This is a genomic window from Corynebacterium sp. ED61, from assembly GCF_015233855.1.
Classification (GTDB): Bacteria; Actinomycetota; Actinomycetes; order Mycobacteriales; family Mycobacteriaceae; genus Corynebacterium; species Corynebacterium dentalis.
Genome location: NZ_JADGIT010000003.1, coordinates 222,521 through 246,702, shown reverse-complemented (window position 1 = coordinate 246,702; position 24,182 = coordinate 222,521). Strand labels below are relative to the sequence as shown.

Here is a 24,182-nt window from a genome sequence, read left to right as displayed (position 1 = left end):
GTGAACTAGGCGGCCATTCCGCTGGTGGACGAGCCGATGGCATCGCCTTCGCGCTGCTGCTCTTCGTTGAGCGCGCCGCTGGTGGAGCTATCGCTGGAGCCGGAAGATCCGGAGCCGCCAGCAGCACCATCGGTGCCAGGAGTCTCTTCCACGCTCTGCGACAGCTCGTTCATATCAACGTTGGTGCCGTGCATTTCCACGGCCAATCCCTCGTCCGTGACGGTGGCGTTTTCGAACTTCAGGCCACCGGGACCGGATTCGGACGTGCTGGAGTTCAGTGAATCCTGAATGGAATCCACGAACTGCTGCGGCAGGCTCAGTCCAAAGATCTCTCCACCTTCGGCCTGCATCTTCAGCTCGCCGTTTTCCACCACGGGCTTCATCTTCAGCGTGGCCAGGCCGTGGGAGATTTCCATCTCCAAGACCTGCTCGTCAGGTACGGGCTTGACGCCGGTCAGTGTAATAGCTTGCTGCAAGAAGCCGCCGCCCCCACCGGAGTGCTGCTCCTGGGTGCCCTTGACGGCTTGGGCCAGGAGGTATTCAGAAGGTACGGCAGTGTTCATGGTCAGATCGCCGATGATCACATCCTGACCCTGGTTCTGAATCTTGATGTGCTTGCCATGGAACTTCACCTCGGGGTTGCCGGTCACCACAGGTTTAGATTCATCGCCATCTTCGTGGGAGATATTCAGCGTGGAGGGAACCGTCATATCCAGCTGTTGCAAGTTCTGGGTTGCCATTCCCATCAACACGGGGGAAAGACCAAAGGAGACCGAAGGGTCCTCTTTCAGCTGCAAGTTATCCGCACTTGCCTGCTTTTCTAGGCCCTGGACAATCTGATCTTTCATGTACCACCGCGCGGCAAACTCTGCGGCGACTACCAGCAGCACCAGGACCAGCAGAATAATCAGCAAAACCTTGCCCACGCTGCTCTTCTTCTTCGGCGCGCGGGCGGACGAGCCGTGCTGCTGTCCCCATCCCTGCTGCTGCGCGAATTGCCCGCCGTTGTTCTGGCCACCGTGGTTCGGCGGGAAGTTGTACTCAGACGTTTGATTATTCGGGTTACTCACCCAACCAAGTGTCCCCGAAACGCTGGCAACACGCTAGTGGGAGTCGCCAGTTGGCAGAAAACTCCCAGCAGCATAATCGTCATCAACCGCGGACCACGGCAGCGTCAGTGAGCTATCAGAGTGCCGCCTCCGGGACGTCATCCGCCTAATCCCCGTGGCCGTATGAAAGTGCTCCACAGCAGCCCGCCAACGCACCCGCGGACCGAACACCGCCAGCGGAGCAGCCAGGTTCCACGCGGCATCCATCTCTCGCAGCACGTCGTAAATCGCGTGCCCCGGCGTATTCCGGTGGATCAAAACCTTGGGCAAGCGCTCAGCGATATCGGACGGCCGTTCCAAGCATCCCGGGGTCCAGGCCATCGTCAAGCTCTGCGGCCCGTGTTGATCCAGCAGCACCCACGCAGACCGCCGCCCCACCTCGCAGCACGTGCCCTCAATGATCACGCCGCCTGGCCGCAGGCCTGCTTGCATCGTCGCCCACGCATCGCGCACCTGTGAGGCGTCATATTGCCGAAGCACATTAAACGCTCGCACCACGTCCGCGCGCATCCCCGACAGCTCAAACCCACCCAGAGCAAAAGTCACGCCATCTCGCGGAGGCAGCACCCGGCTCGGCTCAATCTCCAACCCTGTGACCTGCACGCTCGGCGCCACAGAGCGTAGAAACCGCGCCCACTCCACAGTCGTGGTGTGCGAGGCCCCATATCCCACGTCGATGGCCACCGGCTCCCGCCCAGATAATTCCGCACTCCGCAGCAACGCCTGCACCCGCAGTTGCGCCACCAACCACCGGTCTGCCTTCCGCAGGCGGTTATAGCCAGTGGTGCCGCGGGTGGGTACACCAACGGGCCCGTCCGTATTCCACGAACGGGCCCGAAGATTGTGGGCGTGATCAGCCACGCTTACTGCAGGTTGTCAGAGATGTACTTCTCAATCATGGAAGCCTCACGGGTCAGGAAGTCCTGCACCCAATCAGCAACCTTTGGCTCCAGCACGGCACCCATCATTGGGATTGCAACCTCTACGGCGATGTCTGCGAACAGGTCGGTGGCATCTCCCTTGCCGGTGAGCTTGGCGTCGGCGTTGAAACGAACCGGCGCGCCCTTGACCTCGGCGGTGACGGTGCCGGTCGCCTCGTCGCCAGCAACTGGGCCGAACTCCACCACGCGCTTGAGCTTCAGATCCTGGGAGACCATGCCGCGCACAGCCTCAGGAAGCGCAGCCTTGGGGAGCAGCTCGAACAGAACAACGTTGATGGGGTCAGCGGAGAAGGAATCGACCTCGCCTGGCTCATCGTTGATGTTCTGGACTTCGTAGTTCCAGTACTCGTTGGAAGAGAGGGCCTCGTAGACCTTTTCGATCGGGAAGTTGATGGTTGCGGTGTTCTCGCTGTGTGTAGTCATGCTTACAGACTACCGTTAGTGGTGTGACTGATTCGTTATCTACTGAATTAAGCCTGCCCGAGATCCTCGAGAAGCTGTGCACGCCCGGATTCTTGCCCGGCGCGCGGATGGTTCAGCGTTCCTTCGCGGACCTGACCACGCTGCGCATCGGTGGCACACCGGCTGCGGTGGTGGCGTGTTCTCGGCCGTCTGCGCTGGCTGGCGTGGTTTCTCTGCTCGACGCCAACTCCGTTCCTCTTTTAGTCGTCGGCGGTGGATCCAACTTGGTCATCGGTGAGGGCGATGACGTGCGAAAGACTGTGGTGGTGTGGGTTACCACGGAGCAGGTTGCTGTTGATGCGGGCGCGGAGGAGTCGGCGGCTGGGCTGGATAGTTCTGGGCTGGATGCGTCTGGAGAAGCGGAACTTTTCGCCGCCGATGGGGATGCCCGGGGCGGCATCACCATCGATGCGGAGTCCGGGCTGGTTCGTGCCTTTGCTGGCGTGAACTTCGATAGCCTCGTGCAGCGCACGGTGGAGGCAGGTTTGTCTGGCTTGGAATGCCTCAGTGGCATCCCCGGCTCCGTGGGGGCCACGCCGGTGCAGAACGTGGGCGCGTATGGCGCAGAAGTTTCCCAGGTGCTCAGCCGCGTGCAGCTGTTCGATCGCGGCGCGGAAGACCTGGCTGCGGGTGCAGATGGCGCGGAGTTGGCGTCGGAAAAAGAAAACGACCTGTACTGGGTGGGGCCGGAAGATTTGGACCTGTCCTACCGCTACTCGAATCTGAAGTTCACCAACTGCGCGGTGGTGACGGCCGTGGAGTTCCAGTTGGGGACCGACGGGCTGTCTCAACCGCTGCGTTTTGGCGAGCTGGCGCGGAAGCTGGACGTGCAGGAAGCCGATGCGAAAGCCGGTGCCGAGAGCGCGCGCAGGCCCGTGGCGGACGTGCGGGCGACTGTGCTGGAGCTGCGCGCGGGCAAGGGCATGGTGCTGAATCAAGCGGATCACGACACGTGGTCAGCGGGATCCTTCTTCACTAATCCGGTGGTGGAAGGCGCGGCTGCTCGCGACGCGGTGATTGCTGCTGTGCGAGAGAAGTGTGGCGAGGAAAAGGCCAGCTCAATGCCGGTGTATTCCGCTGGGCGTGGCGGAGCTGCTGAGGATGGTGCGGTGAAGCCGGGTGCTGGTGCTGCTGGGGCTGATGCTGGTGGAGATGCGGCTGGCGATGGTGCGGTTGGTGCTGCGACTGGCGATGCTTCAGACACGGAGCGCTTCAAGTTCTCCGCGGCGTGGCTGATCGACCACGCCGGCTTCGGCAAGGGATTCAGTGTTGAGGGGCACGAGGCGGCGTCGCTGTCCACGAAGCACACCCTGGCGCTGACCAACCGTGGCTCCGCCACCAGCGCAGACATCATCGCACTGGCCAGCGCCGTGCGCGCCGGGGTGTACGAGGCCTTTGGCGTGACTCTGGAGCCAGAACCAGTGTGGGTTGGTGCTCAGCTGGACTAGTTTAGGCCCAAATATTCAGGTCAAATGTCGAAAATATGTGCCTCTGTGAGCGCGGCTTTTCATTTCCCCAGGTAAATGTGGCGGGAGTGATTATGTGCTGAACAGAGGCACATATTTTTGACAACTAAGCTCGGCACAGTGCCTGCCCAGCACAAAGCCCGCCCTGCGCCAAGTCCGATGACTCGCGCCGGGCGGGCTTTCTCTCTGCGGGGTAGTCAGAGCAGAAAGTGGCTAGGTCGAGGCCTAGTCACTACGGCCAGGGGCAGCTACTTCTTGTCCTCGATCATGGACTCCACCAAGTCCTTGACCTCGCGACGGCGGATCTTGCCGATCATGTCTGCAGGCAGTTCATCCACCACGAAGAACTGGCGAGGAACCTTGTAACGGGTCAGGGCTTCGCGGGACCATTCACGCGCTTCCTCGGCGTCGAAATCAGACTCAGAAACACCCTCTTCCAGAACCACGGCAGCAACGACCTCTTCCGAGCCGTCCTCCTGCTCCAAACCAACCACGCCGGCCGTAGAGATCTGTGGGTGATCCGTGAGGACCTCTTCCACCTCAGCGGGGTAGACATTGAATCCGCCGGTGATGATCATTTCCTTGGTGCGGGAGACGATCTTGATGAAGCCGTCCTCTTCCATGACAGCCATATCGCCGGTGTCGAACCAGTCTTCGTGGAAAGGCTGCTCGTCATCCTCGACGTTGATGTAGCCCTGGAATACCTGTGGGCCGCGAACCAGCAGCTCGCCGGCTTCGCCGTCTGGCATGGTGCGGGAGAAGTCATCGGGATCCGCCACACGCAGCTCGGTGTCTGGGAATGGGATGCCGATGTAACCCGCGCGGCGGTCCGGGGTGATGGGGTTGGCCACGATGATCGGGGCGGTCTCGGTCAGGCCGTAGCCCTCCACGATTTTGCCGCCGGTCTTCTTCTCCCACTCTTCGGTGGTCTTGGTGGGCAGTGGTGCCGCGCCGGATAGGGCGTTGCTGATGCCGGACAGATCGAGGTTGTTTTCCTCGGCTGCCTCAAGAATCTTGGTGTACAGCGTGGGCACACCCGGCATGTAGGTAGGTAGTTCCTTCTTCAACTGATCAACGATCAGTGGAATTTCCGGCTTCGGCAGCAGCGCCAGCTTTCCGCCCGTGGTCACGCCAAGCGCAGCGGTCAGAGTCAGACCGTAGACGTGGAACAGTGGCAGTGCAGCGAGGTACTTTTCCTGCTTGCCCTCGCCCAGATCCTTGACCCACGCCAGACCCTGGATCACGTTGGCCATGATGTTGCCGTGGGTCAGTTGCGCGCCCTTTGGCTTGCCGGTGGTGCCGGAGGTGAACAGGATCACGGCTGGGTCTGTGCTATCTAGATCCGCGGGGGTCTTGAGGTTCTTGCCGTCGCCACCGAATTTCTTGGTCAGCAACTTGGAGAAAGGCACGCTACCTGGGGCATCGCCGTGCAGCTGGTCGCGCTTTTCCTTCAAAGAAGGGATAGGAAGCTTCAAAGCCAAGCGCTTAACCAGTGGCATGGCCTCGATCATGTTGACGGAGACGATGGTTTCCAGCTGCGTAGTCTGCTGCAGCTTTTGGCAGACGTCGTAGACGTTGTCCCACGCGATGACGATCTTCGCCTCGTGGTCCTTGAATGGGCCTTCGAGTTCACGTGCGGTGTACAGCGGATTGTGTTCGACGACGACAGCACCGAGCTTGAGTACCGCGAAGAAGGCGATGAGGTGCTGCGGGCAGTTCGGCATGATCAATGCCACGCGCTCGCCACGCTTGACTCCCATGTGCTGCAAGCCGGCTGCTACCGAGTTCACCTGCTCAGCGAAGTCTGGGTAGCTGGTGGTCTGACCGAAGAAGTCGAGGATGTCCCGCTTGGAGTTTTCCGCCACGGACTTTTCCAGCATGGAGACGAGGTTGGATTCGGTGGGGTAGTCCAGAGACTCGGGGGTCCACTCTGCGTAGTACTTCAGGTAAGGCTTGTCCTTCCAAGCGGTACCTTCCGGCTTGGAGCCGGAGTCGGTGGCGGACGCATCTGGATTGTTGACGCTCGTCATCGTGTGGTCTTTCCTCTTGTTCTACGTTGCGTGAATCCCGTGCTCGGGACGGTTTGGCTCGCTCTAAGAGCGAGTTTGTTTGAGGATAGCGCGGAAAAGGTGGTCTGTAGGCGGAAACTAACAAAAAAGAGAAATGCTGCATCGGCGATTACACTTCACTTTCATGAGAGTCGCCATCATCTCCTTCCACACTTCACCTTTGGAACAGCCCGGTTCGGGAGACGCGGGAGGGATGAACGTCTACATCAAAAACACCGCGTTGCAGTTGGCTCGGCAGGGCGTGGAGGTGGACATTTTCACCCGCGCTACGCGTCCGTTGCAGGGCGAGGTGGTGCATGTGGCGCCGGGTCTGCGGGTGATTAATTGTGTGGCTGGTCCGTATGAGGGCCTGCCGAAGGAAGAGCTGCCCACGCAGTTGGCCGCATTTACAGGCAGCGTTTTGGCGTTCCAGCGCAAGAGTCAACAGTGCGCCACTGAGGATGCCGAGGGTACGCAAAATGAATGCGCGGACGTGGGCTATGACCTGATCCACTCGCATTACTGGCTATCTGGCCAGGTGGCGTGGTTGTTGCGCGATCTGTGGCATATCCCCTGGGTGCACACCGCTCATACGCTGGCTGCGGTGAAGAATTCTCTGCTCGCCGCGGGGGATTCGCCGGAGCCTGCCAGTCGCCGGATCTGTGAGCAGCAGATCGCGGACAACGCGGACTTGTTGATCGTGAATACTGGGGCTGAGGTTCGGGATTTGGTGGAGGGCTACGACGCCGAGGATTGCCTGATTCGGGTGGTCTATCCCGGTGCGGATGTGGAGCACTTCACTCCTGGTTCGGATCGCGCCACGGAACGTACGCGCCGCGAGCTGGGCATCCCTTTCCTGGCCAAGGTGGTGGGTTTTGTGGGCCGGTTGCAGAGGTTGAAGGCACCGGATGTGTTGTTGCGGGCTGCGGCCATTTTGGTTCGACGCCACCCTGACCTGCTTTTGTCTGTGGTCATTTGCGGTGGTCCGTCCGGCTCCGGCAAGAACAGCTTGGAGGAGCTGCAGGATTTGGCCAAGGAATTGGGCATCGCGCATATCGTGCGCTTCCTGAGTCCGCGCCCGGCAGAGGAGCTGGTCTCGATTTACCAAGCGGCGGACTTGATCGCGGTGCCAAGCTACAACGAGAGTTTCGGCCTGGTGGCTGTCGAAGCCCAGGCCAGCGGCACTCCTGTGGTGGCTGCCGACGTGGGCGGTTTGTCCATCGCGGTGGACAATGGCAAGTCCGGATTGCTGGTGGAAGGGCATGAGCCCGAAGTGTGGGCCGATGCTCTTGGCGAGCTGTTGATAGATGATGAGCGCAGGATCGAGATGTCCGAGTACGCGCCGATCCACGCCAGCCGGTTCTCCTGGGAAAAGGCGGCAGAGAGTTTGCGCGCGATCTACGCGGAATTGCCGAAGAGCGTGCGGAACGCTACGCGTAATCCTGCTGGGTGAACATGGCGTGGAAAGGAAAGAAACAACTTCACCGCATTGAGGAACGAGCACTGAGCGGGTGGCTGGTGTCCAGTGCGCGTGTAGGCTGAAAAACATGGATCGCGCGGCTATTTGCACCCTGTTAGATGACGCTGAGGTTGAGTACACCGAGGCTGGCGGCAACCTCGTCGTGGTACTCCCTGGCGAGAAGAAGTTGAAGACGAATTGCCTGCTCATCCCGCAAGAGGGGATGTTCCGCATCGAGGCGTTTGTGTGCCGGCATGTGGAGGAGGCTCAAGAAGAGGTCTACAAGCTGCTGCTGCACGAGAACCGTCGGAACTTCGGCGTGCACTACACGCTGGATAGCAACGATGACATCTACCTGGTGGGTCAGTTCCCAGACTCCACCACGGCCGAGGATTTGCAGCGCGTGTTGGGGCAGATCCTGGAACGCGCTGACCAGGATTTCAACCGCATTCTGGAGCGTGGATTTGCGTCCTCGATCCGCCACGAATGGGCGTGGCGTCTGTCTCGCGGCGAGCCGACGATGAACCTGGGTGCGTTCACCCGGCTGCGTCCGTCCGATGACGAGGTGGCCACTCTCGCGCCACCACCGGGATCCGACCTCGCGGAGGACGTGCACACGCCGGAATCCGTGGTCTCCCAGGAAGAGCCAAACAACCAGCCTGAGACGGGCGCTGAGTCCGACAACTCATAGTTCTGCGATGCTGGTAGTCGACTGCGAATTTGGCTTTGACCACAGCATTGGAACGATGAGCTCGGCCTTTGAGCCGGGCAAGATCTATGGGCTCTGCGGGCCGAATGGCTCAGGAAAGACAACGCTCGCGCGCACAGTGGCTGGGGAAATCCATCCCTACTCGGGAAGCGTCACCTTAGATGGCCAACCCACGAGTGATGGGAACATGGTGGGGCGACTTGCCTACATTTCCCGGCCGGAGTTCTATCCCGATCTGTCGGTAGGCGAGCACATCAAGCTGCTCGAAAAGTATTCCAAGCAGGATTTCTCCGCTGCTATTGAGCAGTGGGCGCTGGCAGAATTGCTCGATTCTCCTCCTTCAAGGTTGTCCAGCGGACAGCAGCAGCGGGTGTATCTGGGCACCCAATTGTTGATGCACAGGGACGTGACCATCGTCGACGAGCCCGAGCGTCACCTCGATCAGGATTGGGTCGAGGTGTGTTGTGCTCAGTTGAGAGACATTGCTGATCAAGGATCTGTGGTGCTGGTCGCGACTCATTCACCGGTGGTTCGCAACAGTTGCGATGACATCCTCAGCATCGGCGCATGATGAAGGCAGTGCGCTCGGAATTGTTCGTGGTCTATCTGTTCTGCGCTGCGTTCGCGGCGTGGGCAGCATTCGACGTGGTCAGTTGGTTGCAGGCAGAGCAGGCTATCGTTGCCTCGCGATTGCCGGAACCTGTGGGGCTCGGCGCTGCGATAGCGGGGATTGCGGCGCTCATGATGCTGGCAGATTGGTTCTTTCCCCTGGTCAACGCGACCCTGGAGGATTGGCAGTACAAGGTCCGAGCCGGAGGAAAGCTGCGCTGGTTCGGTGCCCTGCAGTTCATACAGCTGTTGGTGTGCGGCTTTCTCGGTGCTTCTGTGGGAGCGGCGCAAGGTTTCTGGTGGCAGGGCTTACTGCTGGCACTGATCCTCCGAGTGGCCCTGCACGCGATTCATCGGCGCGACATCCCGACTTATCTTCGTGGTGTCATGCGCAACGTGTTGGCGCGCGCTTCTTTTTCTATTCTCGACGCCAACCTCGTCTCCGAACTGCTTGCCTCTTCTCATCTGAGAATGCGAGCTAACAGTGCAACGGCTAATTTCTGGGTGCTGATGTGGCGCAGATTTTGGAGGCGCCCGTATATTCCAGTGGCCTTTGTGGCGGCTATCGCCATTTCTGTGGCAATAGCCGACGTCTTTGGTGACTATGGAATATTCGTTTTCTTCATGGTGTGGTCAATGCTGGGAACTGCGTTGATGAGGTGCGCGGACTTTTCCAAGCTCGGGTTAGTTTTCCGCGAGCGCTTCGTTGTGCTGGGAGTTCATGCGCTGTTGGGAGCGCTTCTATTGATTGCGCTCTTCCCGTTTGGCCAGCCATTGGTGGCAGCAGCTCTGTTCATTCCAGCGATTCTGTGGGCTGGCATAAAGCGTTCACAGTCACGAGTCGTGGAGAAAATCACGTTTGTGGATAGCGGAATCGGTGGGTTGGTCTCGCCGGAGATACTGGAGTACTACAGCGGAGGGCTGAAGCTAGCGGCGTTCTTGGGATTCATGGCTACAAGAATCTGACTTGTGCGTGACTCTTTGACTCGGCAGAGAGCAGGACAGCCTTCGGTGAGCTAGCCCAGCTTCCCGGACAGCCTTCGCAAGCGGTTCTCGCTGGCCTCATCCAGGCCGATGATCTGCGCTGTCTTTCCCTTGTCCGCGTACTTCTGAATCACAGCATCCAGCGTGGCCACCGTGGAGGCATCCCAGATCACGGCTTGGCTCATGTCCACCACCACTAGTTCCGGGTCATTCGCGTAGTCGAACTGGTAGACCAAGTCATTCGAAGATGCGAAGAACAACTGGCCTGTCACTAGGTAAATGCGGGAGTTTGAACCATCGTTTTTGATGGCGTTCGGGGCAGGGGATTCTGCGATGTTTTCCGCACCATCACGCACTGCGTCGACCACTTCCTCCTGATCTCCCGCAGGGAGATCTCCCAGCGAGACCGGAGTGATGGTCACCATGTGGGCCACACGGCGAGCGAAAAGCACCATGGCCGTGAGTACGCCGAATGCCACGCCAACCGCCAGGTTGTGAGTCAGCAACGTGGCGATGACAGTCACTAGCATCACCAGAGTTTCGCTTAACGGCATAGCCCGCAGTGTGGATGGCTTGACGGAGTGCCAGTCAAAGGAGCTGACAGCCACCATGATCATGATGCCGGTCAGAGCGGCCATCGGGATTAAGCCAACAATGTCTCCCAAGCTGACCAGCAGAACCAGCAGGAAAACTCCGGCGAGCAGTGTGGATAGGCGCGTGCGCGCCCCGGCGCTGCGGGTATTGATCAGCGTCTGCCCGATCATCGCGCAACCGCCCATTCCGCCGAACATGCCCGTGACGATGTTCGCGATACCCTGCCCCCAGCTCTCACGTGTCTTGTCAGAGTGCACATCAGTGATGTCGTCCACCAGCTTCGCGGTTAACAAGGATTCCAACAGGCCAACCAGCGCCATGCCCAAGGCGTACGGCGCGATGATCTGGAATGTCTCCAAAGTCAGCGGAACATCTGGGAAGAAGAACTCCGGCAAGCTGGTGGGCAGCTCACCCTGATCGGAGACGTTCGGCACGTTCCAACCCGTAGCAATAACAAACGGGGTGAGCACCAAAATCGCAATCAGCGGAGCTGGAATTGCGCTGGTTAGGCGTGGGAAGAACACAACAATCGCGATGCTCACCGCCACCAACGGATACACCAGCCACGGAACGCCCAGGAGATGCGGAATCTGCCCACTGAACACGATGATCGCCAGTGAGTTAATAAAGCCCACCATCACCGATCGAGGAATAAACCGCATGAGCTTCGCCACGCCCACAGCCGCCAGCAGCAGCTGGAAAATTCCAGCCAGAATCACACACGCCAACAGATAGTTCAGCCCGTGGCTGGCCACCAGAGGAGAGATCACCACGGCCACCGCGCCCGTGGCCGCGGAGATCATCGCTGGGCGCCCGCCGGTGAAAGCGATGGTGATGGCCATCGTCACCGAAGCGAACAATCCCACCCGCGGATCCACGCCAGCCAGCACGGAAAAGCTGATGGCCTCCGGAATCAGCGCCAGCGCGACCACCAAGCCACCCAGCACCTCAGTCCTGAAGCGGGACAGGGAGGAGAACGCATAGCGGAAGCTAGGGATCACCCCAGTGGGAGCGGGAAGGACAAGGTGTAGAGAAGTTTCGGCTGTGTGCACAGGAACTAAAGTCTCACAGGAAACTTATGTTTGTAGATTCAGGGGTGGCGTCGGAAATAAAAAATTACACCTTAATGACCACAAACCGGGGGAGTCGGTGGGAAACAGCAACCACCACCCACAGGAAATACCCCCAAACATGGCACTATAGAAACCATGAGCGACAACGAACAGAACCACGGAACACTCATCCTCCTGCGCCACGGACAGAGCGAATGGAACGCCTCCAACCAGTTCACCGGCTGGGTGGACGTTCGCCTGACCAATCAGGGCCGCGAAGAGGCCAAGCGCGGCGGCCAGATGATCAAAGATGCAGGGCTCAAGCCCAGCGTTTTGTACACCTCGCTGCTGCGCCGCGCCATCACCACCGCCAACATTGCGCTGGATGAAGCGGACCTGCACTGGATTCCTGTGATCCGCGATTGGCGGCTCAACGAGCGTCACTACGGCGCACTGCAGGGCCTGAACAAGACAGAGACCAAGGAGAAGTACGGCAACGATCAGTTCATGGAGTGGCGCCGTTCTTACGACACCCCGCCACCAGAGATCGACGTGGACAACGAGTACGCACAGACCAACGAGGCTCGCTACGCCAACCTTTCCGAGGTCCCCCGCACCGAGTGCCTGCTCGACGTCGTCAAGCGCTTTGTTCCTTACTACGAGGAGGAGATCGCCCCACGCATCGCACGTGGCGAGACCGTCCTGGTGGCCGCGCACGGTAACTCCCTGCGCGCGTTGGTGAAGTACTTGGACAACATTTCCGACGAAGACATCGCCGGACTGAACATCCCTACCGGCATCCCGCTGGTGTACCGCGTGGGTACGGACGGCACCGTCCTGAACCCCGGCGGTGACTACCTGGATCCAGAAGCTGCAGCTGCGGGTGCAGCGGCAGTGGCTGCTCAGGGCGAAGCTAAGTAATACCCCTGTTGATGGACCTGCTGATCGGGTTGCTCCTCGGGCTCCTACTGGGAGCCCTCTTTGGGGTGCTCGGGTACAAGTTCTACCGGGTGCAGATCAAAGCCAAGCGCAACCTGCGAACCCGGGCGGAGCTGCAAGGAAACCGGGTGTCCACCGTGGCGCAGGTGCTGCACTTTGCCATCCAGTCCGCACCCAGCGCCGTGGTGGTGGTGGACAAGCGCCGCAACGTGGTGATGTCCAACCCGCGTGCGCACGAGCTGTCCTTGGTGCATGAGCGCACGGTCAACGAAACTGTGTGGAAGGCTGTGCAGCGGGTGTTCATGGATCACGAGCCGCGCGAGATTCACTTCTCACCGCCGCATCGCCGGGGCAGCCGTCCCGTGATTTCCGTTGCTGGTCAGGTGCAGTTGTTGACTCTGCAGGACAACCGCTATGCCGTTGTTTACGCCACGGATGATTCCGAGCACGTGCGCATGGAATCCGCGCGCCGGGACTTTGTGGCTAACGTCTCGCACGAGCTCAAGACCCCGGTCGGCGCGATTTCCTTGCTGGTGGAGACGTTGATGGAGGTCCGCGAGGACCCCGAGTCCGTGGAGTACTTCGGTGGCAAGTTGGTGGGGGAGACCCGACGCATGGGTCAGATGATCTCTGAGCTGATCTCCTTGTCCAAGCTGCAGGGTGCTGAGTCCTTGCCGGATCCACAGGTAATCAGCTTGGATTCTGTGGTGGAAGAGGCGTTTGACCGCTGCCACTTGGCCGCAGAGACCGCCAACATTGAATTGGTGAAGGATCAGCGCTGTGGGGCGCTCGTCATGGGTGACAAGTCCTTGTTGGTGACGTCTGTGTCCAACCTGGTGACCAACGCGATCTACTACTCGCCGGCGGGCACTCCCGTGTCTTTGTCCCGCGAGGTCCGCGATGACGTGGTCCGGGTGCGAGTGACTGACCGCGGCATCGGCATTGCGCCGGAGGATCAGAAGCGCCTGTTTGAGCGCTTCTTCCGCGTGGACAAAGCACGCTCCCGCAATACAGGAGGTACGGGCCTTGGGTTAGCCATCGTGAAACATGTGATGGTTAACCACGGAGGACGGGTCTCCGTGTGGTCTCGCCCGGGTACCGGTTCCACTTTCACGCTGGAGTTGCCTCGTTTCACCCAAAGCGAAACCACCCTGCCTGAGGGCGAGAGTCCCGTGGTGCCGAGCCAGACGTCCTTGGCGGATAGCAATGACGTGATCACCGGAATCTTCACCAGCGATGATCGAGATGGCCAAGATCGGGATGATCCTGATGATGAAGACAGGCGGATCGGGTAACTCCGGTTGCGGGTTTGTGAACAGAAACGGACAATAAGGTAACACCGGGATAACCGCCATCGTGCGGTGACCGAACTACAGAGAGGGGCGAGAGCCACCGTGACTAGCGTTCTTATCGTCGAAGACGAAGAATCTTTGGCTGAGCCACTGGCTTTTCTTCTGAAAAAAGAGGGCTTTGAAGTAGCCCTCGCCGGGGATGGCCCCACCGCTCTCGAGATCTTTGCCTCGGAACAGATCGACATCGTCCTACTGGACCTGATGCTCCCAGGAATGTCCGGTACCGAAGTGTGCCGCCAATTGCGCCAAACTTCCTCCGTGCCCGTGATCATGGTGACGGCTCGCGATAGTGAGATCGATAAGGTCGTGGGACTAGAGCTCGGCGCGGATGATTACGTGACCAAGCCGTACTTCGCCCGCGAGCTCATCGCCCGCATTCGCGCCGTCCTGCGTCGCGGTGGGGATAACACTCCGCAGAGCGAGGAGCTGGCAGACGATGGCATGGTGCTGCGCGAAAATCGTGTGATGATGGACGTGGAACGCCACATCGTCACCGTGGATGGGCACAAGGTTCCCATGCCGCTCAAGGAGTTTGACCTGCTGGAATATCTGATGCGCAACTCCGGCCGCGTGCTCACCCGTGGTCAGCTCATCGACCGCGTGTGGGGTGCGGATTACGTGGGCGATACCAAGACCTTGGACGTGCACATCAAGCGCCTGCGCTCCAAGATCGAGCGCAACCCATCCCGCCCGGAGATCCTGGTGACGGTTCGTGGCCTGGGCTACAAGTTCGAAAGCTAGGTCCCGGCCTGAGGCCGTTTAAATCCCGCGCTCCCGAGCTTGCGCCGTCGCAGGGTGGATAGACAGCAGCGGGAATCCGCTCGGGGATACCGCAGCCATTTTCTCCCGTTGTTCGCAGTGCTCCGCGATCACTCGGTATGCATCGCTGCCCACCAGCTCCGTGAGCTCTTCCTCTTGCGTGCGCCACAGCGGATTCGTCCCTGCATGGCACGTGGAATCTGTGGTGCAGTACCAATCGAAGTCCTCACCGCCGTTTCCCCACCCGCGCCGGGTGTACTCCGTGATGGTCGTGCGCAGCTGCTCCGCGCCGTCTGACCGCGTCTCCCATTCCTCCAGCCGGCGCAGTGGCAACTGCCAGCACACCTCGGGCTTGGACTGCAGAACGTTCTCGCCGTGCTTGAGCGCCCATGAGTGCAACGCGCATCCTCGCCCGGCCGGAAAACCCTCCCGATTGGCGAAAATGCACGCGCCGCCCACCGTCACGGTCTTCAGCGCGGGCTCCAGTTCACCCTCGTCATTTTCCAGCTCATCCCATTCGAGCCACGGCTCCAGCTGCCCCACCGTGGTGCCGTACCCGTTGTTTTCTTCGTCCTCGTTGTCGGTGGTTTCTGTGCCCTCTTTTTCCGACGCCACCTGCGCCTCTTGCCACTGCTCCACCTCATCTGCGGGTCGGTTCTGCCACTCCGCATCAGTGAGCTGTGCTGCAACGCGGGCGAGTTGGCGTCGATCCTCCACATCGGTGAGAAACGCACCGTGACCACAACAACCCACGTCGGGATTGGAGGCATCGATCCCTAAACACGCCTCCGTGCCAAAACGGCAACGGTAGGTGGACAACAGCCACGTCAGATCGGCCTGGATGATGTGCTCGGAATCCGCAGGATCCACAAACTCGAGCCATTCCCGTGCGTAGTCTGCGGGCAGTTCCTGGCCGGATTTCACGGACTGATCAGCTGCAGTGCCGGCCGGATACCCGGAGGCGCGAGGGGAAGACTGGGACGTTTGGTTCACAGCATTCACCGTAGACGGGTTAGGCTGGTCCCCGTGCGATTAGGTGTCCTTGACGTAGGAAGTAACACTGTTCATTTAGTGGTGGTTGATGCTCAGCGGGGCGGACCGCCTACTCCAATGAGCAATTGGAAAACCCCCATGCGCTTGGTGGAGTACCTGGACAGCAAGGGTGCCATCAACAAAAAGGGCCAGGAACGGCTCTTCAACGGCGTAGCGCTGGCCAAGGAAATGTCTGAGCAGTTCCGCTGCGATGAGATGCTTCCGTTTGCTACCTCGGCCATCCGTTCGGCAACGAACTCTGAGGACGTGCTGGCCAAGCTCCGGAAGGAAACCGGGGTCAATCTGCAGATTCTCTCCGGCGAAGAAGAAGCTCGGCTGACATTCCTGGCCGTGCGGCGCTGGTATGGATGGTCTGCTGGCCGCATCTGCGATCTGGATATTGGTGGCGGTTCGCTGGAGATGTCCATTGGTACCAACGAGAACCCCGACGTGGCGTGTTCTGTGAACTTGGGCGCGGCGCGACTGACTCGAGAGTGGTTTGAGACCGATCCGCCGGATAAAAAGGTAATTGCTGATCTGCGGGACTATATTGATTCCACTTTGGAAGATCCCGTGGCCCAACTATTGGACTCCGGTCCACTGGATTTGGCCGTGGGAACGTCCAAAACGTTCCGCATGTTGGCGCGTTTGACTGGTGCGGCCCCAAGTTCTGCAGGACCTCGGGTCAAGCGCACGTTGACCCAGGCAGGTTTGCGCCAATTAATTGCGTTTATCTCTCGCATGACGGCAGCGGATCGCGCGGAATTGGAAGGCGTGAGCTCGGATCGTTCACACCAAGTGGTCGCGGGCGCTTTGGTAGCTGAAGCTACGATGCGTAAATTGGGCATCGAAACCCTTCATATGTGCCCATGGGCACTACGAGAAGGGGTAATTTTCAGGCAAACTGATCAGGTTTTGCTGGAGTAATGGAGTTTTAACCTTGTGGTGATGCGTGAATGCGCATGTCTGACTGTAAGGTAAAGGTCTAAGTAAAATGGATCAGAGCGCGTTGGATCTTGATGGGAACGATTGATGAGTGAGAAGCTGACAGTCGCTGAGCTGCTAGCCCGGAACGGGCGCGGTTCATCTGAAAGCTCTACCGAGCGCCCCCGGCGGAGGCGCCGCAACCTAGAAACCGGTGGAGTCTCCGTTGCGGAGCTGACCGGTTCCATACCTGTCGTTACTCAGGATGACGTTGACGAGCACAAGGCCTCCAAGTCTGCCAAGGCTGCAGGCTCTACCGAAACAGCTAATAGAACAGCTGCCAAGGATGCTGCTGGTGAGAAGATCACCCGCAAGGCGGAAAAGCCTGGCGAAACCACCAACCAGATGGCAGCCGTCCCGGATTCTGAGACGAAGCGCCCATCCTCGGTTGACACCAAGCTTGAAACCAAGGTTGAGGCTAAGGATCAAACCAAGGCTGATGAGCACAAGTCTCCAGTAAAGCAGCCATCTGCTGCGCAGCCGGTGGCGGGCAAGAAGCCGACTGAGAAGGCCGCGGACAGGAAGCCTGTAGACGCAAAGCCAGCCGACAAGGCCGATTCTGCCAAGGAACAGAAGCCAGCACAGACAGAGTCTCGTAAGCGAGAAAAGGCTGCCACCCCGGTATCTGGCAAGGAAGCCCGCGCTGCTGAGTCCGCTCTGATCGGTGGAGGTGCTGCCGCTGCTGGTACCGACGCTGCTTCTACTGCATCCGCATCCGCTTCCTCTGCTTCTGCTGAAGATAAGACAAAAGCTGAAGCGAAGGAGGTGGCGTCGGACAAAAACAACGATAAGAACAACGACGCGCAACCATCCACCCGCGAGCGCAAACCGCTGCCAAAGAAGAAGGACCGCAAGCCAGACGAGTTTGCGGCTCTGGAAGCCAGCCTGGATGAAGACGAAGTCATCGACTACGAAGATGACACGATCTCCTGGCCAGCGATGCTGCTACAGGCAGTGGTTGCGATTGCCGCGGGCGTGGGCATCTTCTTTGGCTTCAGCCTGATGTGGTCCAACCTGCCATCCATCGTGGTGCTGGTGCTGGCCTTGGCCGTCACTTTGGTGCTGGTTGGCTTGGTACACGCGCTGCTGCGCCACAATGACAAGCTGCTCATGATCTTGGCCCTGGTGGTGGGGCTGATCCTGACATTCGGACCGCGGTTCGTCATAGGAATCTAGCGCCTCACGCGGTACACACCCTCCGGTAATCTCCGGAGGGTTTTTCTTGCGCACGGATTCGGTCCATTAGGCCATGACAACACCACGCTAAGGGGAGTGCTCGTGGCAGGATTGGCAAAACGCTGGCACAGTGAATGGCATGACTCGAATTGGAATTATTGGTGGAGGAAACATCGGCGAGGCATTGCTCTCAGGAATTCTGGGAGACGGTGCTGACCCGAAGAGCATTATCGTTGCTGACCCAACGACCGAGCGCCTTGAGCAACTCAAGGACCAGTACGGCGTGGTGACCACTGAGGACAGCGCTGAGGCTGCAGACGGCTCGGACTTCGTGTTTATCGCGGTCAAGCCGGACATCGTGCCCATCGCGCTGCAGGACATTACGGACACGGTGGATTCGAACGGCGACGAGACCGTGGTGGTCTCCCTTGCCGCTGGCGTGACCAACAAGGCTATGGAAAGCGTTCTGCCTGCCGGAACCCCTGTGGTTCGCGTGATGCCGAACACCCCCATGCTCGTGGGCAAGGGCGCCTCTGCGCTGGCTGGTGGTCGCTTCGCAGAGAAGAACCACGTGGAAGCCGTGCAGGACCTGATGTCCGCCACGGGCACCGTGGTGATCGTTAAGGAGAAGGACATTGACGCAGTCACGGCGATCTCCGGCTCTGGCCCTGCGTACTACTTCATGGTCACCGAGGCCATGATCGACGCAGGCGTGAACCTAGGTCTGCCACGCGTACTGGCTGAGCAGCTGGCTGTGGCCACTGCTGAGGGCGCGGCCACGATGATGGCCAAGGGGCAGTCCGAAGACGGTGGGGATGATCCCGTCACGCTGCGCACCAAGGTGTCCTCCCCGGGAGGCACCACCTCGGCTGCTACCCGCACCCTGGACGAGGAAGGCCTCCGCACGGCTTTCTACCGAGCTATGCAAGCATGTAAGGACCGCTCCATCGAGCTGGGCAAGTCTGACTAGTCATTGACTCCCGCTGCGATTAGCGGGCTTAGCGCAAGCATGTGTGGCAAAGACCTCCGGGATGGCCGGAGGTCTTTTTTCCGGAAGCGGCACGTACCAAAAGTGCACGGGGGTGCCAGGTGGGGGAGAAGGTAACTCGAGTGACTCGGTGGGCACTCCAGCGTATTTTTATAACTTTTGCCACGCCAGAATAGTTAAGACCCTATCGATGCTTTCCGTCACACCAATTAACAACGGATAACAATCGTTGCAATCTCCCCCGTGTTATACATCTACCCCACTCTTCACGTTATGATGGCACACAGCGATTCTTGTGTGACGTCCTGCAGGAGGGGAAGCCTGCATCATGCAAGAAAGCCTAGAAAGTGATGATTGATGGCAAGCAATGAGAATGGAATCTACCTCACCGTTGCTGAGGTGGCAGAGCTGATGCGCGTCTCGAAGATGACGGTTTATCGCTTGGTTCACTCCGGTGAACTGCCAGCAGTACAGGTAGGACGCTCCTTCCGAGTTCACGAGAAGGCAGTGGAGGATTACCTCGGCTCCAGCGTGTACAAATCCACCAATCAGGCTGGTTAAGCATCTGACCTAGGTCTGGCTGCGGGTGTTATACGCTCTCAGCCCACTTGGACCACGAAGCCCCCGTTTCTTATTCGCCTTAAGCTTCCGGGCTTTACGGCGATGGGAGATGAGGGGCTTTTTGTTTAAGCCGCCGGTGAAACGGTAGACTATGCACCATTCGTGTCGGCCGCCCCGGCACAGTTTCCGCCCGCTACGGCGAAACGGCTCGAAGATCAGCTGAAACTGAACTTCCATACCCTGCGCATTACGTGCAGAGCATAGGCCGATCGTCACGGTTAGGCGGGCTGATAACTGTACAAGATCGACCAATTAGAAGTGAGGTTCCCGCTATGGGCTCTGTGATCAAGAAGCGCCGCAAGCGTATGTCCAAGAAGAAGCACCGCAAGATGCTCCGCCGTACCCGCGTTCAGCGACGGAAGTTGGGCAAGTAAGCCGAAACGATCCGTGGGGATTCTTTCGCGCTCGCGAATGTAGTTCTGCTGCTCCGCCAACCGAGGTGCCACCGCACCACGGTTGGCGGAGTTTCGCGTTTCTAGAGAGATCTTCTATGACTTCTTGGATCCGCCGCGGCTGATCCAGTACCCGCCAGCTGCAGCAGCCCCCGCCGCCGCTGCTGTACCGCCCACACGGGCGATCTTCCTACTTCGCCGGTAGTCGCGGATCTCCCAGCCGTTGCGCTGCGCTGTGCGCCGCAACCGCGTATCTGGGTTGACTGCCACGGCCGTGCCCACCATGGACAACATCGGTACGTCGTTGATGGAATCCGAGTACGCCGTGCATCGGGTCAGGTCGAGGTCTTCGTAGGCTGCCAGCGCCACCACTGCATGCTTCTTGCCTGGCCCGTGCAGCATGTCACCCACCATGCGGCCGGTGAACACGCCGTCCTGAACCTCAGCGACCGTTCCTAGAGCGCCGGTGAAACCCAGCTCCCGGGCGATGATCTGTGCCAGCTGAACAGGTGCCGCGGTCACGAGCCATACTTGGTGGCCGGCTTCCAAGTGCATGTCCGCCAGTTCCTTAGTGCCAGGGAAGATGCGCTCGGAGATGCTGGCAGCCCAAATCTCCTCGGCCATCTCCGTCAAATCAGCAACCTTGTGCCCCTTGACCAGCGCCAAAGCTTGTTCGCGTCCTTGGTCGATGTCGCCTTGGTTTTCGCCGGACATGCGGAATTTGAGTTGCTTCCAAATAAACCCGAGCACTTCGCCCACGCCGAAGAAGCGCCTGCGCACCAGGCCCCGCGCGAACAGCAGAATCGAGGCGCCCTTGATCAGGGTGTTGTCTACGTCGAAGAACGCGGCCGCGCCTGCATCCTGCGGAATCGTGGGGTCTGGGGTGTTGAGAATGTTCGCGCCACCTGCGGCTTCTGCTGCGCCGTGGAGGTTGCGCAGGCCGTCTCGCAGAGCATCGTCAGGAACGTCGAGTTCTTGTGCCAGCTTGTTGATCGCGTCCTTGTTGGTGTCTCCGGGCGCATCTGGGTTGAGTGCCTGCCATCGGGCTGTGGTGGGTGTGCTTTTTGTTTCCGACGCCAACTCCGCATCTTCCGCCTCAGCCTGTGGGCCGGATAGAGCGGTCAGGGCGTGTTGCACGGAGGCCTCGCCGGCTTCCTGCTGAGCTTTTTCGCCGCGGCTGGGGAATACGTGGCGGGCTAGGAAATCGCGTACCGTGCTGCGGAAGTTGCTGGCCACACCGGATGCGGAATCCTCGAGTGCATCGAACGCGGCGGATACGCCGGTCTCCCGCGGTTCGGGATGCGCATCCTCTGCATTGCCGGGCTTGTTGATCACGTACACCAAACTACTCGGTTGCTTAAGGCGGGGGGAAACCTTTGGAAGTCTTATCTACTGGGCACGCTGGGTTAGCCTTGTAGATGTGATTGATGGTGAATTCTCTGCGTCCGCTTCCCCTAAGGCCGCTCATGTGGTGAGCCTGTTGGTGCGTTCTACCTGTGGTTCCTGCGCGCGGGTACACGAACAGATTCTGCCCGTGGTGCAGGCAGCGGGCGCTCGGTTTGAAGTGATCCAGCTGGACGGGCCGCATGGCGATGCGGAGCTGGCGCAAGAATTCGGGGACCGCGTTCCTGTGGTGCTGGTGGATAACGAAGAGTTTGCCTGTTGGGAAGTTGACAACGCGGAGTTGGCTGCTGAACTGGATCGCCCTCTATAACACCCAGCCCCATCGTTTTGTCATTGGGGTGGGTTAAGGGATAGCGTAGGAGTCCGTAAATACCCGAGGGCTTCCTTGCAGAAAAAGGCAGCCACGCGCGAATTTAAATACACGCGGCCTACCCGGGGTGACACGCATGCAGGAGGCCTGGTTTAGGTATGGACGTTAGCGCAGCTACTGGCACCGCAGCGGTGTTGCTGGTGGGACTGTCTTTTCGCTCCGCACCCGTCCCAGTTCTGGAGAAGGTCTCCTTAGCGGACACGGAACTGCCAAAGCTTCAGCTGGCAATGCTGGAGACAGATGCGATCTCCGAATCTCTGGTGCTCTCCACCTGTAACCGCATGGAGTTCTACACGGTGGCCAATGCTTTCCACTCTGGCCTAGACCACGTTGTGGATACCATCGCTGACTTCTCGGGGCTTCCCATGGAAGAGCTGGAACCGCACTTGTACGTTCACTACGCGGATTCCGCCGCAGAGCACATGCTCAATGTGGCCTCCGGTCTGGACTCGATGGTGGTAGGCGAACAGCAGATCATCGGGCAGCTGCGCGAGGCATATCAGCAAGCCAATGAGATCGGCACAGTCGGCCGCACCCTGCATGACCTCACACAGCGCGCTCTGCACACGGGCAAGCGTGTGCACTCCGAGACCAACATCGACACAGCTGGTGCGTCCATGGTCTCGTTCTCGGTGGACAAGGCGCTGGACCGCCTTGGCGTCGACAAAAATGACCAGGCCCCGATGAACAACCACCGCGCGTTGGTCATCGGCGCTGGCGCCATGGCATCGCTGGCCTCGACCTACCTCGGCCGGTTGGGAATCGACCACGTGACGGTCGCCAACCGCACGCTCAGCCGAGCGGAAAACTTGGCTTCACACGCACGGCAGGCGGGAGTCAGCGCCACCGCCGTTCCACTGACGGACATGCCACCCGTGCTGGGAGAGGTGGACATAGTTGTGTCGGCAACGGGAGCTGCCGGACACGTGGTTTTGGCGGAGCGCGTCGCCGCAGCGCGCGAGCAAAAGGGCACTCAAGACAAGCCGCTTGCGCTAGTGGATCTGTCCATGCCTCGCGACATCGAGCAAGCCGCCGCAGAACTGCCCCAGGTGCACCTGCTCAACATCGAAGAGCTCACCACCATGGCGGGCGAGAGCGTGGAAGATGAAGATCCTGCTCGCTCGATCGTCAAGGAAGAGCTTGAATCCTTCCTCGAGCAGCAGCGCGCCCAAGCCGTGATTCCGACCGTTAAGGCGCTGCGCAAGAAGGCTGTGGACCTGATGGCGGACGAACTGCTCGTGCTCGAGCGCAGTACGCCGGAGATGTCTGCGGAGGACCGGCAGCTGGTGGAACGCAGCATGCGGAGGTTCGTAGACAAGCTGTTGCACACGCCCACCGTGCAGGCCAAGCGCCTGTCCGCTGGCGGTGCGCACGTCAGTTACCCGGACGCACTGGCTGCTCTTTTTCAACTGCCGACAGGCGCGGTGCAATCCGTGACCGAGCCCGACAGTGCCACAGCTTCCGTCGCGCGAGCGGGCAACTTAGGCAGCGCCATCCGCGTGCTTAACAACAACGCGCAAGGTAATCCGGTGCAAATCAATCAGGCTCAAGACAACCAGGGGGAGAACTCATGACCGAACAACGAACGTTCCTCATCGGTACCCGTGGCTCTCTGCTGGCCACCACCCAGTCCGGACACGTCCGCGAGGGCATTTCCGAGCAAGGGGCACAGGCAGAACTGCACATCGTGCATACCCCCGGGGATGCCTCCCAAGCTGCGCAGACACCCGTTGCCAAGATCGGCATTGGCGTGTTCACTGAAACCCTCCGCAAGGCGCTCAGTGAGAAGGAGTGCGATATCGCCGTGCACTCCTTCAAGGATCTGCCCACCGCACCCGATCCCCGCTTCCGGACGGTGGTCCCACCCCGCGTCGATCCACGCGAAGTTCTTATCAGCGTGGATAAAAAGCCGTTGATGGAACTGCCGCACGGCGCGACCGTGGGAACCGGCGCACCGCGGCGAGTCTCGCAGATTCTGGCTGCGCGCCCAGATCTGCAGCTGATGCCGCTGCGCGGAAACATCACCACGCGAATGGGTCGCGTTGGTGAGGACCTGGATGCCGTGGTGCTGGCGCGCGCAGGCCTGGAACGCGTGGGAATGCTGGATAATGCAGCAGAATCCATCGATCCTTTCCTGGTGATGCCAGCTCCCGCCCAAGGCGCGCTGAGCATCGAGGTGCGTGCCGATGATGACGCTGCCTTCGCGGCCGTTGCTCCACTGGATGATTCTTTAAGCCACGCCCAGGCGATCGCGGAGCGGGCAGTGCTTTCCACTTTGGAAGCGGGATGTTCCGCTCCCGTCGCGGCGTATTCCACCATCGAGGTCAGCGAAGACGGACACTCCGCGCACCTGGTTGTCCACGGCGGTGCCTATGCCATGGATGGAACCGAGACAATAGTGCGTCAGGCGGAAACCACTATCCCGCTGGGCGAAACGCGGACATTACTGGATCCCACCTGGAAACAGTCCGCAGAAGCGGCCCGCGACGTGGGTAAACACGTAGGCCAGGAGTTACTTGCTGCAGGTGCAGACAGACTCATGGCGGCCAGCCGCTGACCACGTACCGCGTACGTCAGCAGCTGATCGCCCTGGATGCGGCGAAGGCATGCGGATCAATCACCTTCCGCTGACTTCTGCTCGCATCCGCACACTTTCATAGTTCACACTCTTCTCCCCCCTCATTAGGAGTAGCGCCTTAGCACGGTGCCGCTCTAGGGCTCATCGCCCCGGT

General features: G+C 59.8%; 23 protein-coding genes. 16 read left to right on the top strand and 7 right to left on the bottom strand.

What is annotated here, in order from left to right:
- Positions 1 to 5: 5 nt before the first annotated feature.
- Genes IM764_RS04905 through IM764_RS04895 form a run of 3 tightly spaced genes read right to left on the bottom strand, consistent with a single transcriptional unit; the run spans position 6 to position 2,473 of the window.
- Positions 6 to 1,070 (bottom strand): DUF2993 domain-containing protein, encoded by a 1,065-nt coding sequence (locus IM764_RS04905; protein ID WP_194187105.1) that lies wholly within the window; start codon positions 1,068 to 1,070, stop codon positions 6 to 8.
- Between the two features lie 33 nt (positions 1,071 to 1,103).
- Positions 1,104 to 1,970, bottom strand: coding sequence for a class I SAM-dependent methyltransferase (locus IM764_RS04900; RefSeq protein ID WP_194187104.1), 867 nt, complete (start codon positions 1,968 to 1,970; stop codon positions 1,104 to 1,106).
- 2 nt (positions 1,971 to 1,972) lie between these two features.
- Complete coding sequence (locus IM764_RS04895) at positions 1,973 to 2,473, bottom strand: DUF2505 domain-containing protein (RefSeq protein ID WP_099298351.1); 501 nt, start codon at positions 2,471 to 2,473, stop codon at positions 1,973 to 1,975.
- Between the two features lie 23 nt (positions 2,474 to 2,496).
- On the opposite strand from IM764_RS04895, the gene IM764_RS04890 reads away from it, so the two are divergent.
- Positions 2,497 to 3,960 carry a UDP-N-acetylmuramate dehydrogenase gene (locus IM764_RS04890; protein WP_370551544.1) on the top strand — a complete coding sequence of 488 codons (1,464 nt, stop codon included), beginning with the start codon at positions 2,497 to 2,499 and terminating at the stop codon, positions 3,958 to 3,960.
- A gap of 266 nt (positions 3,961 to 4,226) precedes the next feature.
- Here IM764_RS04890 and IM764_RS04885 read toward each other — a convergent pair whose 3' ends face one another.
- Positions 4,227 to 6,008, bottom strand: coding sequence for a long-chain-fatty-acid--CoA ligase (locus IM764_RS04885; protein WP_194187103.1), 1,782 nt, complete (start codon positions 6,006 to 6,008; stop codon positions 4,227 to 4,229).
- Between the two features lie 163 nt (positions 6,009 to 6,171).
- Here IM764_RS04885 and mshA point away from each other — a divergent pair, with 163 nt between their 5' ends.
- The 4 genes from mshA to IM764_RS04865 all read left to right on the top strand — a co-directional run bounded on the left by mshA (position 6,172) and on the right by IM764_RS04865 (position 9,769).
- Positions 6,172 to 7,479 carry a D-inositol-3-phosphate glycosyltransferase gene (gene mshA, locus IM764_RS04880; protein ID WP_194187102.1) on the top strand — a complete coding sequence of 436 codons (1,308 nt, stop codon included), beginning with the start codon at positions 6,172 to 6,174 and terminating at the stop codon, positions 7,477 to 7,479.
- Positions 7,480 to 7,573: 94 nt separating this feature from the next.
- Positions 7,574 to 8,176, top strand: a complete 603-nt coding sequence (locus IM764_RS04875) for a YbjN domain-containing protein (RefSeq protein WP_099298347.1) — start codon at positions 7,574 to 7,576, stop codon at positions 8,174 to 8,176.
- Between the two features lie 7 nt (positions 8,177 to 8,183).
- Positions 8,184 to 8,765, top strand: a complete 582-nt coding sequence (locus tag IM764_RS04870) for an ATP-binding cassette domain-containing protein (RefSeq protein WP_194187101.1) — start codon at positions 8,184 to 8,186, stop codon at positions 8,763 to 8,765.
- Positions 8,762 to 9,769 (top strand): hypothetical protein, encoded by a 1,008-nt coding sequence (locus IM764_RS04865; RefSeq protein ID WP_194187100.1) that lies wholly within the window; start codon positions 8,762 to 8,764, stop codon positions 9,767 to 9,769. The genes IM764_RS04870 and IM764_RS04865 overlap by 4 nt, the downstream gene beginning before the upstream one ends.
- A 50-nt stretch (positions 9,770 to 9,819) precedes the next feature.
- Here the strand turns inward: IM764_RS04865 and IM764_RS04860 are convergent, their stop codons facing one another.
- The gene (locus tag IM764_RS04860; protein WP_194187099.1) at positions 9,820 to 11,433 is read right to left on the bottom strand and encodes a SulP family inorganic anion transporter; all 1,614 of its coding nucleotides are present in this window, start codon (positions 11,431 to 11,433) and stop codon (positions 9,820 to 9,822) included.
- Positions 11,434 to 11,589: 156 nt separating this feature from the next.
- Between IM764_RS04860 and IM764_RS04855 the strand changes: the two genes are divergently transcribed.
- From IM764_RS04855 to IM764_RS04845, 3 genes are all read left to right on the top strand, one after another.
- Positions 11,590 to 12,354, top strand: a complete 765-nt coding sequence (locus IM764_RS04855; protein ID WP_194187098.1) for a phosphoglyceromutase — start codon at positions 11,590 to 11,592, stop codon at positions 12,352 to 12,354.
- A gap of 11 nt (positions 12,355 to 12,365) precedes the next feature.
- The gene (locus tag IM764_RS04850; protein ID WP_099298342.1) at positions 12,366 to 13,667 is read left to right on the top strand and encodes a cell wall metabolism sensor histidine kinase WalK; all 1,302 of its coding nucleotides are present in this window, start codon (positions 12,366 to 12,368) and stop codon (positions 13,665 to 13,667) included.
- Positions 13,668 to 13,766: 99 nt separating this feature from the next.
- Positions 13,767 to 14,465 carry a response regulator transcription factor gene (locus IM764_RS04845; RefSeq protein WP_099298341.1) on the top strand — a complete coding sequence of 233 codons (699 nt, stop codon included), beginning with the start codon at positions 13,767 to 13,769 and terminating at the stop codon, positions 14,463 to 14,465.
- Between the two features lie 18 nt (positions 14,466 to 14,483).
- On the opposite strand, the gene IM764_RS04840 is transcribed toward IM764_RS04845, so the two are convergent.
- Positions 14,484 to 15,485, bottom strand: a complete 1,002-nt coding sequence (locus tag IM764_RS04840) for a hypothetical protein (RefSeq protein WP_099298340.1) — start codon at positions 15,483 to 15,485, stop codon at positions 14,484 to 14,486.
- Between the two features lie 24 nt (positions 15,486 to 15,509).
- Here IM764_RS04840 and IM764_RS04835 point away from each other — a divergent pair, with 24 nt between their 5' ends.
- The 5 genes from IM764_RS04835 to IM764_RS04815 all read left to right on the top strand — a co-directional run bounded on the left by IM764_RS04835 (position 15,510) and on the right by IM764_RS04815 (position 19,658).
- Complete coding sequence (locus tag IM764_RS04835) at positions 15,510 to 16,442, top strand: Ppx/GppA phosphatase family protein (protein ID WP_099298339.1); 933 nt, start codon at positions 15,510 to 15,512, stop codon at positions 16,440 to 16,442.
- 105 nt (positions 16,443 to 16,547) lie between these two features.
- A complete protein-coding gene (locus IM764_RS04830; protein WP_194187096.1) occupies positions 16,548 to 17,675 on the top strand; it encodes a hypothetical protein in 1,128 nt (375 codons plus the stop codon).
- 139 nt (positions 17,676 to 17,814) lie between these two features.
- Complete coding sequence (gene proC / locus IM764_RS04825; protein ID WP_099298337.1) at positions 17,815 to 18,645, top strand: pyrroline-5-carboxylate reductase; 831 nt, start codon at positions 17,815 to 17,817, stop codon at positions 18,643 to 18,645.
- Positions 18,646 to 19,020: 375 nt separating this feature from the next.
- Positions 19,021 to 19,224 carry a helix-turn-helix domain-containing protein gene (locus IM764_RS04820; protein ID WP_099298336.1) on the top strand — a complete coding sequence of 68 codons (204 nt, stop codon included), beginning with the start codon at positions 19,021 to 19,023 and terminating at the stop codon, positions 19,222 to 19,224.
- A gap of 332 nt (positions 19,225 to 19,556) precedes the next feature.
- Complete coding sequence (locus IM764_RS04815; protein WP_003855542.1) at positions 19,557 to 19,658, top strand: 30S ribosomal protein bS22; 102 nt, start codon at positions 19,557 to 19,559, stop codon at positions 19,656 to 19,658.
- Positions 19,659 to 19,772: 114 nt separating this feature from the next.
- Here IM764_RS04815 and IM764_RS04810 read toward each other — a convergent pair whose 3' ends face one another.
- Positions 19,773 to 21,011 carry an HAD family phosphatase gene (locus tag IM764_RS04810; RefSeq protein WP_288801925.1) on the bottom strand — a complete coding sequence of 413 codons (1,239 nt, stop codon included), beginning with the start codon at positions 21,009 to 21,011 and terminating at the stop codon, positions 19,773 to 19,775.
- A gap of 85 nt (positions 21,012 to 21,096) precedes the next feature.
- On the opposite strand from IM764_RS04810, the gene IM764_RS04805 reads away from it, so the two are divergent.
- From IM764_RS04805 to hemC, 3 genes are all read left to right on the top strand, one after another.
- Positions 21,097 to 21,390 carry a glutaredoxin family protein gene (locus IM764_RS04805; RefSeq protein ID WP_288801924.1) on the top strand — a complete coding sequence of 98 codons (294 nt, stop codon included), beginning with the start codon at positions 21,097 to 21,099 and terminating at the stop codon, positions 21,388 to 21,390.
- A gap of 158 nt (positions 21,391 to 21,548) precedes the next feature.
- Positions 21,549 to 23,024, top strand: a complete 1,476-nt coding sequence (locus IM764_RS04800) for a glutamyl-tRNA reductase (protein WP_194187095.1) — start codon at positions 21,549 to 21,551, stop codon at positions 23,022 to 23,024.
- A complete protein-coding gene (gene hemC / locus IM764_RS04795; protein WP_194187094.1) occupies positions 23,021 to 24,007 on the top strand; it encodes a hydroxymethylbilane synthase in 987 nt (328 codons plus the stop codon). Before IM764_RS04800 ends, hemC begins: the two co-directional genes overlap by 4 nt.
- Positions 24,008 to 24,182 lie beyond the last annotated feature (175 nt).